General features: G+C 60.0%; 15 protein-coding genes. 6 read left to right on the top strand and 9 right to left on the bottom strand.

What is annotated here, in order from left to right:
* The first annotated feature begins 147 nt into the window (after positions 1–147).
* From urtB to urtE, 4 genes are read left to right on the top strand one after another with little or no spacing between them, the layout of a single operon-like run.
* Positions 148–1,773 carry an urea ABC transporter permease subunit UrtB gene (gene urtB / locus N2601_RS27760; protein ID WP_104827585.1) on the top strand — a complete coding sequence of 542 codons (1,626 nt, stop codon included), beginning with the start codon at positions 148–150 and terminating at the stop codon, positions 1,771–1,773.
* Positions 1,770–2,939, top strand: a complete 1,170-nt coding sequence (gene urtC / locus N2601_RS27755) for an urea ABC transporter permease subunit UrtC (protein ID WP_104827584.1) — start codon at positions 1,770–1,772, stop codon at positions 2,937–2,939. Before urtB ends, urtC begins: the two co-directional genes overlap by 4 nt.
* Before the next feature lie 4 nt (positions 2,940–2,943).
* On the top strand, positions 2,944–3,699 hold the full coding sequence (gene urtD / locus N2601_RS27750; RefSeq protein ID WP_104827583.1) for an urea ABC transporter ATP-binding protein UrtD: 756 nt from the start codon (positions 2,944–2,946) through the stop codon (positions 3,697–3,699).
* A 1-nt stretch (position 3,700) separates the two neighbouring features.
* Entirely contained in the window at positions 3,701–4,396 is a 696-nt protein-coding gene (gene urtE, locus N2601_RS27745; protein WP_104827582.1) for an urea ABC transporter ATP-binding subunit UrtE, read from the top strand.
* Positions 4,397–4,445: 49 nt separating this feature from the next.
* Here the strand turns inward: urtE and N2601_RS27740 are convergent, their stop codons facing one another.
* From N2601_RS27740 to N2601_RS27710, 7 genes are all read right to left on the bottom strand, one after another.
* Complete coding sequence (locus N2601_RS27740) at positions 4,446–5,273, bottom strand: shikimate dehydrogenase family protein (protein WP_104827982.1); 828 nt, start codon at positions 5,271–5,273, stop codon at positions 4,446–4,448.
* The gene (locus N2601_RS27735; RefSeq protein WP_104827581.1) at positions 5,266–6,345 is read right to left on the bottom strand and encodes a Gfo/Idh/MocA family protein; all 1,080 of its coding nucleotides are present in this window, start codon (positions 6,343–6,345) and stop codon (positions 5,266–5,268) included. Before N2601_RS27735 ends, N2601_RS27740 begins: the two co-directional genes overlap by 8 nt.
* Positions 6,346–6,363: 18 nt before the next feature.
* Positions 6,364–7,092, bottom strand: coding sequence for an amino acid ABC transporter ATP-binding protein (locus N2601_RS27730; protein ID WP_104827981.1), 729 nt, complete (start codon positions 7,090–7,092; stop codon positions 6,364–6,366).
* 79 nt (positions 7,093–7,171) lie between these two features.
* Positions 7,172–7,816: an amino acid ABC transporter permease gene (locus N2601_RS27725; RefSeq protein WP_104827580.1), complete on the bottom strand. Its 645-nt coding sequence runs from the start codon at positions 7,814–7,816 to the stop codon at positions 7,172–7,174.
* A gap of 7 nt (positions 7,817–7,823) precedes the next feature.
* The gene (locus N2601_RS27720; RefSeq protein ID WP_104827579.1) at positions 7,824–8,492 is read right to left on the bottom strand and encodes an amino acid ABC transporter permease; all 669 of its coding nucleotides are present in this window, start codon (positions 8,490–8,492) and stop codon (positions 7,824–7,826) included.
* The gene (gene aroQ / locus N2601_RS27715) at positions 8,489–8,938 is read right to left on the bottom strand and encodes a type II 3-dehydroquinate dehydratase (RefSeq protein WP_104827578.1); all 450 of its coding nucleotides are present in this window, start codon (positions 8,936–8,938) and stop codon (positions 8,489–8,491) included. The genes N2601_RS27720 and aroQ overlap by 4 nt, the downstream gene beginning before the upstream one ends.
* A 114-nt stretch (positions 8,939–9,052) precedes the next feature.
* Positions 9,053–9,883: a transporter substrate-binding domain-containing protein gene (locus tag N2601_RS27710; RefSeq protein WP_104827577.1), complete on the bottom strand. Its 831-nt coding sequence runs from the start codon at positions 9,881–9,883 to the stop codon at positions 9,053–9,055.
* Positions 9,884–10,115: 232 nt separating this feature from the next.
* Between N2601_RS27710 and N2601_RS27705 the strand changes: the two genes are divergently transcribed.
* Positions 10,116–12,005: a bifunctional sugar phosphate isomerase/epimerase/4-hydroxyphenylpyruvate dioxygenase family protein gene (locus tag N2601_RS27705; RefSeq protein ID WP_260304407.1), complete on the top strand. Its 1,890-nt coding sequence runs from the start codon at positions 10,116–10,118 to the stop codon at positions 12,003–12,005.
* Positions 12,006–12,007: 2 nt separating this feature from the next.
* Here the strand turns inward: N2601_RS27705 and N2601_RS27700 are convergent, their stop codons facing one another.
* The gene (locus tag N2601_RS27700; protein WP_245464128.1) at positions 12,008–12,712 is read right to left on the bottom strand and encodes a GntR family transcriptional regulator; all 705 of its coding nucleotides are present in this window, start codon (positions 12,710–12,712) and stop codon (positions 12,008–12,010) included.
* Positions 12,713–12,714: 2 nt separating this feature from the next.
* Positions 12,715–13,404, bottom strand: coding sequence for a GntR family transcriptional regulator (locus N2601_RS27695; RefSeq protein WP_104827575.1), 690 nt, complete (start codon positions 13,402–13,404; stop codon positions 12,715–12,717).
* 265 nt (positions 13,405–13,669) lie between these two features.
* Here N2601_RS27695 and N2601_RS27690 point away from each other — a divergent pair, with 265 nt between their 5' ends.
* The gene (locus N2601_RS27690) at positions 13,670–13,804 is read left to right on the top strand and encodes a hypothetical protein (RefSeq protein ID WP_260304406.1); all 135 of its coding nucleotides are present in this window, start codon (positions 13,670–13,672) and stop codon (positions 13,802–13,804) included.
* The last annotated feature ends 17 nt before the right edge of the window (positions 13,805–13,821 follow it).

The raw sequence follows: 13,821 nt of genomic DNA, 5'->3' as shown, positions 1-13,821 counted from the left end.
CCGCCCGATATCGAGGCGGCGATAAGCCGCCTCGAATAATTCCTTGACGTCGCATGATCCCGAAAACCGCTTCGCACTTTTCGGGATCATGCGCGCAGATCGTCGCGGGCAGGCTCCTCTGCCCGCGACAGCATGAGGGGACGTGCGATGTTCGACAAATTCATTTACCGCAAGGCTTTGGCGTTTGCCGCCGGCTTTTGCCTGATGCTGGTGCTGGCGGCGACCGCGCTGCGCGCCGAGGAGGATGCGCATAGCCTCATCAATGCGCTAGGTCCGGCAAACTTCCAGCAGGCCGACGAGATCGTGAAGAACCTGGCCAAGACCGGCGATCCCAAGGTAGTCCCGGCGCTGCAAGCCTTTTCGGACGGCGATCTCTATGTCCGCAAATCCGACAATCAAGTCTTCATCGCCAAATCTTTCGGTGATGGCATGGCCTTGGTCGATCCGTTGACCGGGCAGGCGGCCGGCCAGGAAGCCAAGGGCAATCTCAGCAAGATCAAGATCAACAACAATCTTCGTCGCTCGGTCCGTGCGGCGCTCGGCGGCCTGACGCTGATGAGCCCGGATCGCGGCGTCAGATTGGAGGCGGCTCAATCTGTGCTGAAATCGCCGAGCGCGGATTCGCTGGACGCGTTGGAAGCAGCGTTGCAGGGCGAAAAGGATGGCGAAATCCGCGGCGTGCTCGAGAGGGCGCGCGCGGTTGCCGTGCTAAGCTCCGATCGTTCGCCGGAGCAGAAGAAGGCAGCGATCGAGACGATCAGGAACGAAGGCGGCCGCGATGCGATCGGGGTTCTCTCCTCGGTTTCCGTGGACGACAGCCTGAGGCCCGATATCGCGGCTGCTATAGCCAGCATCCAAAGCCAATTGGCGATCTGGGATGCGGTGCAGAACGTCTGGTACGGCCTGTCGCTCGGCTCGGTGCTTCTGCTTGCCGCCATCGGGCTTGCCATCACCTTCGGCGTCATGGGCATCATCAACATGGCACATGGCGAGATGGTGATGCTGGGCGCCTATTCCACCTTCATGGTGCAGAGCGTTATCCGCAGCTCTTATCCGGAACTCTTCGACTGGTCGCTGGCGATCGCCTTGCCGGTCGCGTTCCTGGTCACCGGCGCCGTCGGCCTCGTCATCGAGCGCGGCGTCATTCGTTTCCTCTATGGCCGGCCGCTGGAAACGCTGCTCGCCACCTGGGGCATCTCGCTGATCCTGCAACAGGCGGTGCGTTCGATCTTCGGGCCGACCAATCAGGAAGTCGGCAATCCCTCCTGGATGTCTGGTTCCTTCGATCTCGGTTATCTCTCGATCACCTGGAACCGCCTCTGGATCATCGTTTTCGCGCTTGGCGCCTTCGTCGCCCTGCTGTTGCTGCTGAAGCGCTCGGCCTTCGGCTTGCAGATGCGGGCGGTGACGCAGAATCGGCGCATGGCGTCCTCCATGGGCATTCGGACGCCCTGGGTCGATGCATTCACCTTTGCCCTGGGGTCGGGCATTGCGGGGATGGCAGGCGTTGCGCTCTCGCAGATCGACAACGTCTCGCCAAACCTTGGCCAGAGCTACATCATCGACAGTTTCATGGTTGTCGTTTTCGGCGGCGTCGGCAATCTCTGGGGAACGCTGGTCGGTGCCTTCTCGCTCGGCATCCTCAACAAATTCCTCGAACCCTATGCGGGGGCGGTGCTCGGCAAGATCCTGGTTCTTGTCCTCATCATTCTTTTTATCCAGAAACGTCCGCGCGGGCTCTTCGCCCTCAAGGGAAGGGCGGTGGAAGCATGATCACGGCCTTTATCCTTCGTTCGCTCGATCGGCGTATCAGCATCGCCATCGCGATCCTGCTGGCCGTCGCGGTGCTCGTGCCGCTGTCGAACCTGGCTCTGCCGGAAAGCAGTCCGCTGCATGTGCCGACCTACCTGATGTCGCTGTTCGGCAAATATCTGACCTACGCGCTGCTCGCCTTGGCGCTCGACCTCGTCTGGGGCTATTGCGGCATTCTCTCGCTCGGTCACGGCGCCTTCTTTGCGCTCGGCGGCTACGCGATGGGCATGTATCTGATGCGGCAGATCGGCTCGCGCGGCACCTATGGCAATCCCATCCTGCCGGATTTCATGGTTTTCCTGAATTGGAAGGAATTGCCCTGGTTCTGGTACGGCTTCGATCATTTCTGGTTTGCGATGATCATGGTGCTGGCGGCCCCTGGTCTGCTCGCCTTCGTCTTCGGCTGGTTCGCCTTCCGCTCCCGCGTCAACGGGGTCTATCTGTCGATCATCACGCAGGCGATGACCTATGCGCTGCTGCTCGCCTTCTTCCGAAACGACATGGGTTTCGGTGGCAATAACGGCCTGACCGATTTCAAGGATATTCTCGGTTTCAACATCCAGGCCGACGGCACCCGCGCCGTGCTCTTTGCCGCCACCGCGTTGTTTCTGGCGCTGGCGCTGATGCTGTCATCGGCCATCGTGCGCTCGAAGTTCGGCAAGGTACTGGTCGGCGTGCGCGATGCGGAAAGCCGGACGCGCTTCTTGGGTTACCGCGTTGAGCACATGAAGCTTTTCGTCTTTGTGGTATCGGCGATGATGGCCGGCGTTGCCGGCGCACTCTATGTGCCGCAGATCGGCATCATCAACCCCGGCGAATTCGCGCCTGCCAATTCGATCGAAGTGGTCATCTGGACGGCGGTCGGCGGCCGGGCGACGCTGATCGGCCCGATTATCGGCGCCATCCTCGTCAATGGCGGCAAGACGGTTTTCACCGGTCTGTTTCCCGATTTCTGGCTCTTTGCTCTCGGTGGCCTCTTCGTCGCGGTGACGCTGTTCCTGCCCAAGGGCATCGTCGGCACGATAGCGCAGCATATCGGTAGTGGTCGCAAACCGGTGAGCCCGAAGCCTGAAGCAGACGAAGATGAAGCCGAAGCCGGCAAGACGACGATCCAGGCGGCGGAGTGAGACCATGATCCCGGACATCAAGCCCAACAGCATGCTTTATCTCAACAACGTCTCGGTCGCCTTCGACGGCTTCAAGGCGCTTAATTCCCTGTCGATCGTCATCGAGCCAGGAGAGCTTCGCGCCATCATCGGCCCGAACGGCGCCGGCAAGACGACGATGATGGACATCATCACCGGCAAGACGCGGCCCGACCAGGGCGAGGTGTTCTTCAACGGCCAGATCGATCTGACCAAGAAGGACGAGGCCGATATCGCCCAGCTCGGCATCGGCCGCAAATTCCAGAAGCCGACCGTCTTCGAAAGCCATACCGTTTGGGACAATCTCGAACTGGCGCTCAACCGCAAGCGTGGCGTTTTCTCGACGCTCTTCTACCGCTTGACGCCTGAAGACCGCGCCCGCATCCACGAAATCCTCGACACGGTGCGCCTCTCCCACCGGCGCGACGAGTTGGCCGCCAATCTTTCGCATGGGCAGAAGCAGTGGCTGGAGATCGGCATGCTGCTCGCCCAGGACCCGAAGCTGCTTTTGGTCGACGAACCTGTGGCCGGCATGACCGACGCTGAGACGGCCGAGACGGCCGTGCTGCTAAAGGAGATCGCCAAGACACGTTCGGTCGTGGTGGTCGAGCATGACATGGGCTTCATCCGCGATCTTGGCGTCAAGGTGACGTGCCTGGCGGAAGGTTCGGTGCTGGCCGAAGGCTCGATCGATTTCGTCAGCAACGATCCGAAGGTGATCGAAAATTATTTGGGGCGATGAGATGCTGACAGTCGAAAACGCAAATCTGCATTATGGCGCCGCTCAGGCGCTGCGCGGCATCTCGATCAAGGCGGAGATGGGCAAGATCACCTGTGTGCTCGGGCGCAACGGCGTCGGCAAGAGTTCGCTGCTGCGCGCCGTCACAGGGCAACACTCCTTGAGCGGGGGCACGATTAATTTCAATGACATTACGCTGAACGGTATGGCCCCTTTCGCTCGCGCCAAGCTCGGTATCGGCTATGTGCCGCAGGGGCGGGAAATCTTTCCGCTACTGACGGTCAAGGAAAATCTGGAAACAGGTTATGCGCCGATCGCCCGCAAGGACCGCTTCGTTCCTGAAGAGATTTTTACGCTCTTTCCGGTGTTAAAATCGATGCTTTCCAGGCGCGGCGGCGATCTCTCCGGCGGCCAGCAACAGCAGCTAGCGATCGGCCGAGCGTTGGTGACGCGGCCTAAGATCCTCGTCCTTGACGAGCCGACGGAAGGAATCCAGCCCTCAATCATCAAGGATATTGGCCGAGCGATCAAATATCTGCGCGACTCGACCGGGATGGCAATTCTGCTAGTCGAGCAATATCTTGATTTCTGTCGGGAGCTTGCGGATTACGTTTATATCATGAACCGTGGCGAAATTGTCCACGAGGGGCAGGCGGAAACGCTTGAGACGCCGGAAGCCCGACGCCATCTGACCGTTTGACGAGCTGGAAGGAGCAACACGCTCCCAATTGGCATCATCGTCATGGCTCTCAAAGCCGAGCAATTCGTCTCAGTTCGTCTGCCGTCGTTGTAGGAAAGCCGAAGAATTCAAGATAGGCCGGTATCTGCTCAAACAACATGTCCGTCCCGACCTGATACCGGCATCCTTTCTCGCGTGCCGCGGCCAGAAACGGCGTGATCTCCTCCTTCATCACCACTTCGCCGACGAATGTGGAGGGGGCTAGCCGCGTCACATCCAGCGGCAGAGGGTCGTCCTTGCGCATCCCCAGCGGTGTGGCGTTGATGACGATATCGAAGCCATCAGGTTTGTTTGAGCCTGTCGTGACTTGGGTTGCCGGGTAGTAGGTGTTGAGGCGGGTTTTCAGGCCATCAAGGGACTCCTTGTTGTCGTCGTGGAGGGCGAGGTGGGCGAGGTCGGCGCTGGCGAGCGACGCCGCGATGGCAGAACCGACGCCGCCGGCGCCGATAATGAGGGCTTTGGCGCCTGATATCGTCTGGCCCTTGCGTTTTAGCCCGCGCACGAAGCCCTCGCCATCGAACATGTCGCCGATCAGTTTGCCGTTGGAGCCGAGTTTCACGGCGTTGCAGGAGCCGGCCACGCGGGCGTTGGTGGAGATTTCGTCCAGGAGCGCCATGGTAGCAATCTTATGGGGCATGGTGATGAGGGCGCCTTGGACGTTTGACAGGCGGAAGATCAGCTTCAGGAAATCGGGGTAATCCGCCGGCTTGCAGCCCATGGGCACGACGACGGCGTCGATGCCCTGTTCCTCGAAAAAGGGATTATAGATCAGCGGCGCCTTGAAGCTTTCCGTCGGGTAGCCGAGATGAGCGATCAGCCGCGTGGTTCCGCTAATCATGGGCATGACTTCTCGTTTGACCAGGGAACACAGTCTTTCCGGAGCGGGCGGATTGCTTGATAGCCTCGACGACGCGCAGTGTCGCAAGCCCCTCATGGCCGCTGACGAGCGGCGTGGCGCTGTCTTCAATGATATCGCAGAAATGCTGGAGCTGCAGGGTCAGGGGGTCGGCCGGCATCACGGCAAGACGCTCTTCGCCAAGCGGCTCGCGCCAGTCGGGACGCAGCGCGTTGCGCCAGAGTGCAAGCTGCGGGATCGAAAGCGAGGCCTCCGTGCCGCCGATTTGGTAGCAGAACTGGTCCTGCTGCGGAAAGCCGGAGTTTTCGCCCGCCGTCATCTCCCAGCTCCAGGGTGAGACGACGGCATCGGAGGCGGTAAGTGTTGCGAGAACGCCGCTCTCAAAACGCAGGAGCACGACGACGGTGTCTTCCACCGAATGACCCCTTGCGGCATTGGATTCCACCGCATGCACGCTTTCCACTTCGCCGAAGAGATAGCGGAAGAGATCGACGTCATGGATGAGGTTGATGAAGGTCGGCCCGGCGCCTAGCTCTCGGCGCCATTTCACATTGAAGTAATCGTCGGGTTTGGCGACCCAGAAGCTGCCGTGAACAGCGCGGATCTGCCCGAGTCGGCCACTGTCGATGATGCGTTTGGCTTGCCTAATCAAAGGGTTATGACGGCGGTGATGGCCGACGAGAATGGGTACGCCGGCCCGCTCGGCGAGGCTGACGAGGCCGGCGGCCGCCTCGCTATCGTCAGCGATTGGCTTTTCGATGAGAACAGGAATGCCCGAGGTAATCACCTCAGTGGCGTTTGCGACGTGAAGTTGGTTCGGCGTTGCGACGATGACGCCATCGGGGCGACGCCCTTTTTCCAGCGCTTCGGCAAGGCTTGCAAACCAGGTGATGCCGTTGGTCCGCGCCTCGTCACGGGCGGCGGGCGAGGGGTCGATGACGGCGGCGAGTGCCGTGCGCGGCTCTGACAACACGCCCTCGATATGGCGCCGGCCAATCAGCCCGGCGCCAACTACGGCAATTTCGAGCGGGCGTGTGCACGACGAATCTAGCATGAAAGCTTCCTTTCGACCCTAGTTGCGCAGGATTTCGCCGAGGAATTTGCGGGTGCGCTCATGGTGGGGATTGGTGAAGAATTCGGCGGGGGAGGCCTCCTCGACGATCGCGCCGCTCGCCATGAAGATCACCCGGTTGGCAACCTGGCGGGCAAAGCCCATTTCATGCGTCACGCAAATCATCGTCATGCCTTCTTCGGCGAGGCTGATCATCGTATCGAGCACTTCCTTGACCATCTCGGGATCGAGTGCCGAGGTCGGCTCGTCGAAGAGCATCACCTTGGGCCGCATGCAGAGCGCGCGCGCAATTGCCACGCGCTGCTGCTGTCCGCCTGACAGCTGCATGGGATATTTGGCTGCCTGTTCGGAGATTTTGACGCGGGCCAGCAGGCTGCGCGCCCGCTCTTCCGCCTCAGACTTCGAAACGCCAAGCGCGCGCATCGGCGCCAGCATGCAGTTTTGCAGAACCGTCAGATGCGGGAAGAGGTTGAACTGCTGGAAGACCATGCCGACCTCGCGCCTGATCGCATCGATCGCCTTCGCCTGATTGCCGAGCAGGATGCCGCCGACATGGATCTCGCCCTTCTCATAGGTCTCGAGATGGTTGATGCAGCGGATCAGGGTCGATTTTCCACTGCCGGAGGGGCCGCAGAGCACGATGCGCTCGCTCCTGCGCACCTCGATGTTGATATCGTGGAGAGCCTGGAAGGCGCCGTACCATTTTTCCACATGGCGCATGGTGATCATGGTTTCGCCGGTGATTGTGTTCGGGACGGGGGCTGTTGCTGTCGTCATGGTCTGGTTTCCATCGATCTCTGTGGCCGTGTCATCGCGCGTGGGCGGCGTTGAAGCGCCGCTCCAGGCGCGCGCCGAGGATCGTCAGCGGACAGCACATCAGGAAATAAAGGGCGCCGACGATGCCGAAGACGGTCAGCGGCTGGAAGATCTGGTTGGAGATGATGTTGCCGGCGCGCGTCAGTTCCGTGAAGCCGACGATGGAGGCGAGCGACGTGCCCTTGATGAGCTGCACCAGGAAGCCGATCGTCGCCGGCAGCGAGATGCGGATTGCCTGCGGCAGAATCACATCCTTCATGCGCGAGACATATTTCAGGCTGAGCGCCTTTGCCGCTTCCGTCTGGCCGCGCGGCACGGCCGCGATCGAGCCGCGCCAGATCTCACCGAGATAGGCACTGGCATGCAGCGTCAGGCCGATTGCCACCGCTTCCCAGGCATCGAGCTTGAGGCCGATGAGCGCCAGCCCGTAATAGGTGACGAAGAGTTGCATCAGGAGCGGAGTGCCCTGAAAGACAGCAATGTAGGTCGCCGTCGCCCGCTCCAAAAGCGGTATGCCCGAGGTGCGCGCCAGTGCCACGCCGAGGCCCGCGATGCAGCCGCAGACGAAGCCGACGGCCGAGAGAAGCACGGTCCATTTCAGGCCGATCAGAAGGAAGATGAATTCTTCGCTGCCCATGGTGCCCTCAATTGACCGGATAGGTGAAATAGCGGGCTGAGAAAAGCGCAAAGAGGCGCATCATCAGCCAGGAAATGACGAGGTAGAAGACCGTGATGGTGAAATAGACCTCGAAGCTGCGGAAGCTGTCGGATTCGATGCGCTGTGCCACCGAAGTGAGCTCATAAGCCGAGATCGCCGAGACGATGCTGGTCGATAGCGTCAGGAGCACGAACTGACTGGTCAGCGAGGGGTAGATCGCCCTCAGCGCCGGCTTCAGGATGACCAGTCGGAAGACCTGGACCTTGTGCAGGCCGAGCGCCAGGCCCGCTTCCATCTGCCCCTTGGGAATGGATTGCACGCCGCCTCTGATGATCTCGATTGCATAGGCGCCGCCATTGATGCCGAGCGCGATGATCGCCGTCGGCGTCGGGTCGAGGCGGATGCCGATCAGCGGCAGGGCGAAAAACAGGAAGAAGATCTGCACCAGGAAGGGCGTGTTGCGGATAAGCTCCACGAAGCCGATCACCAGCCAGCGCACCGGTTTGATCGGCGAATCCCTCAGCGCCACGCCGCCGATACCGATGATGACGGCGAGAATCATGCCGCAGATGGCAAGCAGGAATGTGCCGAGACAGCCGAGCAGCAGGCTCGGCAGGCCATCGATGACGGGCGTGAAATCCAGGTGATAGTTCATGTTTTCGCTGCCCCCACCATGCCGGCCATCGCCTCTATGGCAAGCTCGTAACCACGGGCGCCAAAGCCGATCATGATGGCGGTGGCGATGCGCGAGACGAGGGATTTATGGTAGATCTCCTCCCGGGCATGGACATTGGAAATATGCAGCTCGATCTTCGGCGGCTCGAAGGTTTTCAGCGCATCGAGCAGCGCGATCGAGGTGAACGTATAGGCAGCGGGATTGATGATGATGCCGCAGGCCTCTTTCCGGGCCTGATGCACGCTTTCTACCAGCTCGCCTTCGAAATTCGTTTGGCGGAAATCGATCGTAAAGCCGAGGCTGTCGGCTTTGGCGAGACACATCTGCTTGATGTCTGCGAGTGTCGTCGAGCCATAGATATGCGGCTCGCGCTCGCCCAGCAGGTTGAGGTTCGGTCCGTTGAGGACGAAGATGGTTCTGGTCATATGCACCTCACCCCGGGATAGGCTAGTTTCTTGGTCTTGGTCTTGGGCAAAAAGGTGGTGTGGACGGGCATAGCAATGCCCGCCTTGTTGCTTGGATTGCCAGGAGCGTGTTGCTCAGTTCGCCGCGAACGGAATACCGTCGAGGCTTTTCGGGAATTCCGGAACCGGCACCTTCATCCACTTGTCGTAGATCTTCTTCAATTCGCCATCGGCCTTGATCTTGTCGATGAATGTATTGAGCGCGGCGTTGATTTCCTTTTCGCCCAGACGCGTGCAGGCACCGTTATAGAGCTTCTGGAACTCCAGCTTGTTTTCGAATTCGCCAGGGCGGGCCTTTTCCACCCGGTCCATGTAGAAGATGTTGCCGCCGAGGGCATCGACTTGGCCGGAAACAAGTGCCTGGACGCTGGCCGCATCGCCGTCAAAGCGGCGGATGGTAGCGGAAGTCGGCGCATTCTTGGTGACCTGCGTGTCCTGCGCCGCACCCTTGGCAACGGATATGGTCAGGTTCGCCATGTCTTCGTTGGTCTTGATCGACTTGTTCTTCGGGCCGATCAGAACGATGGCATTGGCATTGTAAGGCTGGCTGAACTGGACGGCCTTGGCGCGGTCCGGCAGCATGGCCATGGTCGCAAACAGCACATCGACGCGGCCGCTTGTCAGCGCCGGGATGCGGTTATTGACTTCGAGCGGAACGAATTCGACTTCAACGCCGAGTTCCTTGGCGAAGAGCGCACCCATATCGGCATCAAACCCATCCTGCTTTCCGGCGCTGGTGACGAAGCCCCATGGCGGGTTATCGCCCTGGATGCCGACGATCAGCTTGCCACGGGCCTTGATTTCTTCGGGCGTGACGGCGGCAGCGGGGTTTGCAAGCCCGATGGCGGCCACGAGAGCGGCGGCGCCCAGCATGGCGCCACGCCGCGTCAGCAAAGACTTCAGCATAAAATCCTCCCTCTTAGACGGTCGTAGAAAGCGACCTCACAGTCATCCTCTCCCGACTGTTCCCAATAATGTTTGCAAGAGAAGAACTCATAAATCAACATAGTTTTTTAAAATCATATGAGACTTTTGATTTGGTCAATTGAATTGAAATCCTCACGACATTCACCATAATGCCCATCATAAGGGTCGATGATTTTGTCCGTTGCGGCCCAACGAGGAGGATTTGAGAGCCATGAAGACCTCGATTGCGACTGTCACGATCTCAGGCGAGTTGCCGGAAAAACTAGAAGCGATTGCACGCGCCGGCTTCGACGGCGTGGAGATTTTCGAAAATGATTTCCTGGCCTTTGACGGCAGTCCCGCCGATGTCGGCAGGATGGCGCGGGATCTCGGCCTGACGATTACGCTCTTTCAGCCCTTCCGCGATTTCGAGGGCATGCCGGATACCTTGCGCGGGCGCACGTTCGACCGTGCCGAGCGCAAGTTCGACATCATGCAGGAGCTCGGCACCGACATGGTGCTCGTCTGTTCCAATGTCTCGCAGGCAGCCCTTGGCGGCATCGACCGGGCCGCCGCCGACTTTCATGAGCTGGGAGAGCGGGCGGCAAAACGTGGGCTGAAAGTGGGCTACGAGGCGCTCGCCTGGGGGCGCTTTGTCAACGACCACCGCGATGCCTGGGAGATCGTGCGCCGCGCCAACCACCAGAATGTCGGGCTGATTCTCGACAGTTTCCACTCGCTGTCGCGCAGGATCGACATCAACTCCATCCGCTCGATCCCCAAGGAAAAGATCTTCATCGTGCAGCTTGCCGATGCACCGCTGATCGATATGGAACTGCTCTACTGGAGCAGGCATTTCCGCAACATGCCGGGCGAGGGTGATCTTCCCGTTACCGAATTCACCGAGGCGGTGGCCTCCACCGGCTATGACGGCTTCTTCTCGCTGGAGATCTTCAACGACCAGTTCCGCGGCGGCTCGACGCGGGCGATCGCCGCCGATGGCCATCGCTCACTGATCTACCTGGCCGACCAAATCCGCCGGAAGGTGGAGACGCCTGTCGGCATCGAGATGCCTGCGCGTGCGGCTGTCAAAGGCATCGGCTTCATCGAGTTTGCGACCGATGACGAGGAGGCCGTGGAGCTCGTCGGCATCCTCGAGGCGCTCGGCTTCCGCAAGGTGGCGGTGCATCGTTCCAAGAAGGTGACGCTCTTCCAGCAGGGCGAGATCCGTATCCTCGTCAATGTCGATCCCGCCGGATTTGCCAATGCCGCCTATGCCGTTCATGGCACGTTTGCCTACGCGATGGCGCTTATCGTCGATGATGCCGGGCAGGCCTATGCCCGCGCCTTGGCGCTCGATGCCGAACCCTTCGCCCAGGCCGTCGCAGAGGGCGAGCTGCAACTGCCGGCGATCCGCGGTGTCGGCGGTGGACTTATCTATCTCATCGATGAGAAGAGCCCGCTCGGGCGATTCTCGGAGATCGATTTTGAATCTGTGAATGAAGAAGGGACCACCACGGACGCCGGCCTGCGGCAGATCGATCATATCGCCCAGACCGTCGCCTATGACGAGATGCTGACCTGGCTGCTCTTCTACACCTCGATTTTCGAGACCCGCAAAACCCCCATGGTCGATATCATCGATCCCTCCGGCGTGGTGCGCAGCCAGGCAATCGAAAACCAGTCGGGCAGCTTGCGCATAACCATGAACGGCGCTGAAAACCGCCGCACACTCGCCGGCCACTTCATTGCCGAAAAATTCGGCTCCGGGATCCAGCATCTGGCTTTCTCGACGGATGATATCTTTTCAACCGCCGAACGCCTGCGCGCCAATGGCTTTAAGCCCCTGCCGATCTCGCCCAATTACTACGACGACGTCGAAGCCCGCTTCGGGCTGGAGCCGGAGCTCACCGAACGGCTAAAGGAAGAAAACATTCTCTATGACCGCGATGATGAGGGGGAGTATTTCCAGCTCTACAGCGGCACTTATGGCGAGGGATTCTTCTTCGAGGTCGTGCAGCGCCGTGCCTATCGCGGTTATGGGGCACCGAATGCGATTTTCAGGATTGCGGCGCTGAAGAAGCAGATGCGGCCCGAGGGGGTTCCGAAGGATGCGATGTGACCTCAGCCGATCCGGCCGCTGGTCAGCACGTGCTCTACACCACTCTGGATATGCCTGCGAATGACCGCTCTTGCGCCCTCGACATCACGCTTCAGTGCAAGCTCGAATAGCAGTTTGTGATCGTCGACCACCGCCTTGCCGCGAAAGCTCTGCGCCAGCATGTGATACCGCTGGAAGCGGTCGAAGACGGACGAAAGTGTGGCCATCAATGTTGCCGAATTGCAGGCCGAGACGATCGCCTGATGGAATTCCCAGTCGTAGCGCACCCAGTCGATGGTGCGCGAAGCGTCACCCGCCAGCAGCTTGCGTTCGGCCGCCGCGAGCTTGTGATGGGCGGCGACGATGCGACCTTCCCATTCCAATGTGCCGGACGCGAAGGATAGCCCGATCGCATGTGTCTCGAGCACGGTGCGGAGATCGGCAAGCTCCTCCAGCTCTTTGCGCGACGCCTGGCTCACCTCGAAGCCACGCTGGCCCTCGGCAAGTACGAGATTCTCCATGGCAAGGCGGCTGAGAATCTCGCGCAATGAGGAGACGCTGATCGAATAATGCTCCTTGGCTTGTTCCAGCTTGATCTTGGTCCCAGGCGCCAACGCCCCGGAAATGATGTCCTGCCGGATCTGCCGGAAGACAACATCGCTGATGGTCTCCCAGGCTTCGGCCGTGGCCTTGAGCATCGGTTTGTCTATGTTGCGCGGCGCAGCCATTGTTATTTCGTCAGTCTGGCAGATGAGGAGAGCAGGCCCTTGCCGAGCGCATGCTCGACGCCCGCTTGGATATGGCGCTGAAGGATCGTCTTGGCCGTCTTGCTGTCGCGCCTGAGTGCTGCGTCCAATAGCTGTTTGTGCTCCTCTTCGGCAACGCCGCCGCGATAGGAGAGCGCAACCATCTGATAGCGCAGATATTTGTCGAAGACGGAGGAATGCGTTTCCATCAACAGTCGCGAGCCGCAAGCGGCTATCAGCGCCTGGTGGAATTCCCAGTCATAACGTTTCCAGTCTTCGGCTCGGGCCGTATCGCCAGAGGCCATCATCGCTTCCATGCGTGCCAGCTTGTAGTGCGCTGACACGAGCTGCGCCTCCCATTCCACATCGCCCTGTTCGAAGGATTGCTCCAGCGCATGTTCCTCGAGCAAAAGCCGAAGTGCGGCAATCTCCCTGAGATCGGCAACGGAGACCCCCGCCACCTCGAAGCCCCGCTGACCCTCCGCGACGACGAGGCCCTCCGAGGTCAACCGGTTGAGGATTTCGCGGAGCGTGCTGACGCTGGTCCCATAAGCACCTCTGAGATTTTCTAGTTTCAGCTTCTGCCCCGGCGAAAGCCGTCCGAAGATGATATCGGCACGAATCTGCCTGTAACTGCTCTCGGCGACGGTTTCCTCGATATCTTCTTGCCGCATGAGTCTCTCCGAGATTTTAGAGTTCGTCCTATATAAGGAGAAGACTATGGCGAATTCAATCGCAAAAAGATTGCGGCGAGGGGTCGGCCGGCCGCTCTCGATCCATAGTGCGGGCCGGGCAGATCGGCCGGAAGCGGCCCCCAACACGAAAAAAGCCGGCATGGAAGCAGTTGCGGAATGGTTCCAGCAGGTTTACTTTAGATTTCACTAATGGCGCAACGTGGGGTATGTGTTGGCTTGGACTAGCATGCTCTCCTAAGATGTGATGACGATCGAGGTTTTCAAACCGCTTCCTGACATCGGCGTCAGACAGGCGGCCAAGCTCAAGTTCGATCATCACGAAGGCGGCGTTCCAGTCATTAACGCTGAAGAGCAGGGCTCGTCAGTGAGGGCGATCTGATCCGAAGGTGGAATTTT

Source organism: Rhizobium sp. CB3060 (genome assembly GCF_025200735.1).
Taxonomy (GTDB): Bacteria; Pseudomonadota; Alphaproteobacteria; order Rhizobiales; family Rhizobiaceae; genus Rhizobium.
This window is presented reverse-complemented; position numbering and strand designations above follow the sequence as displayed.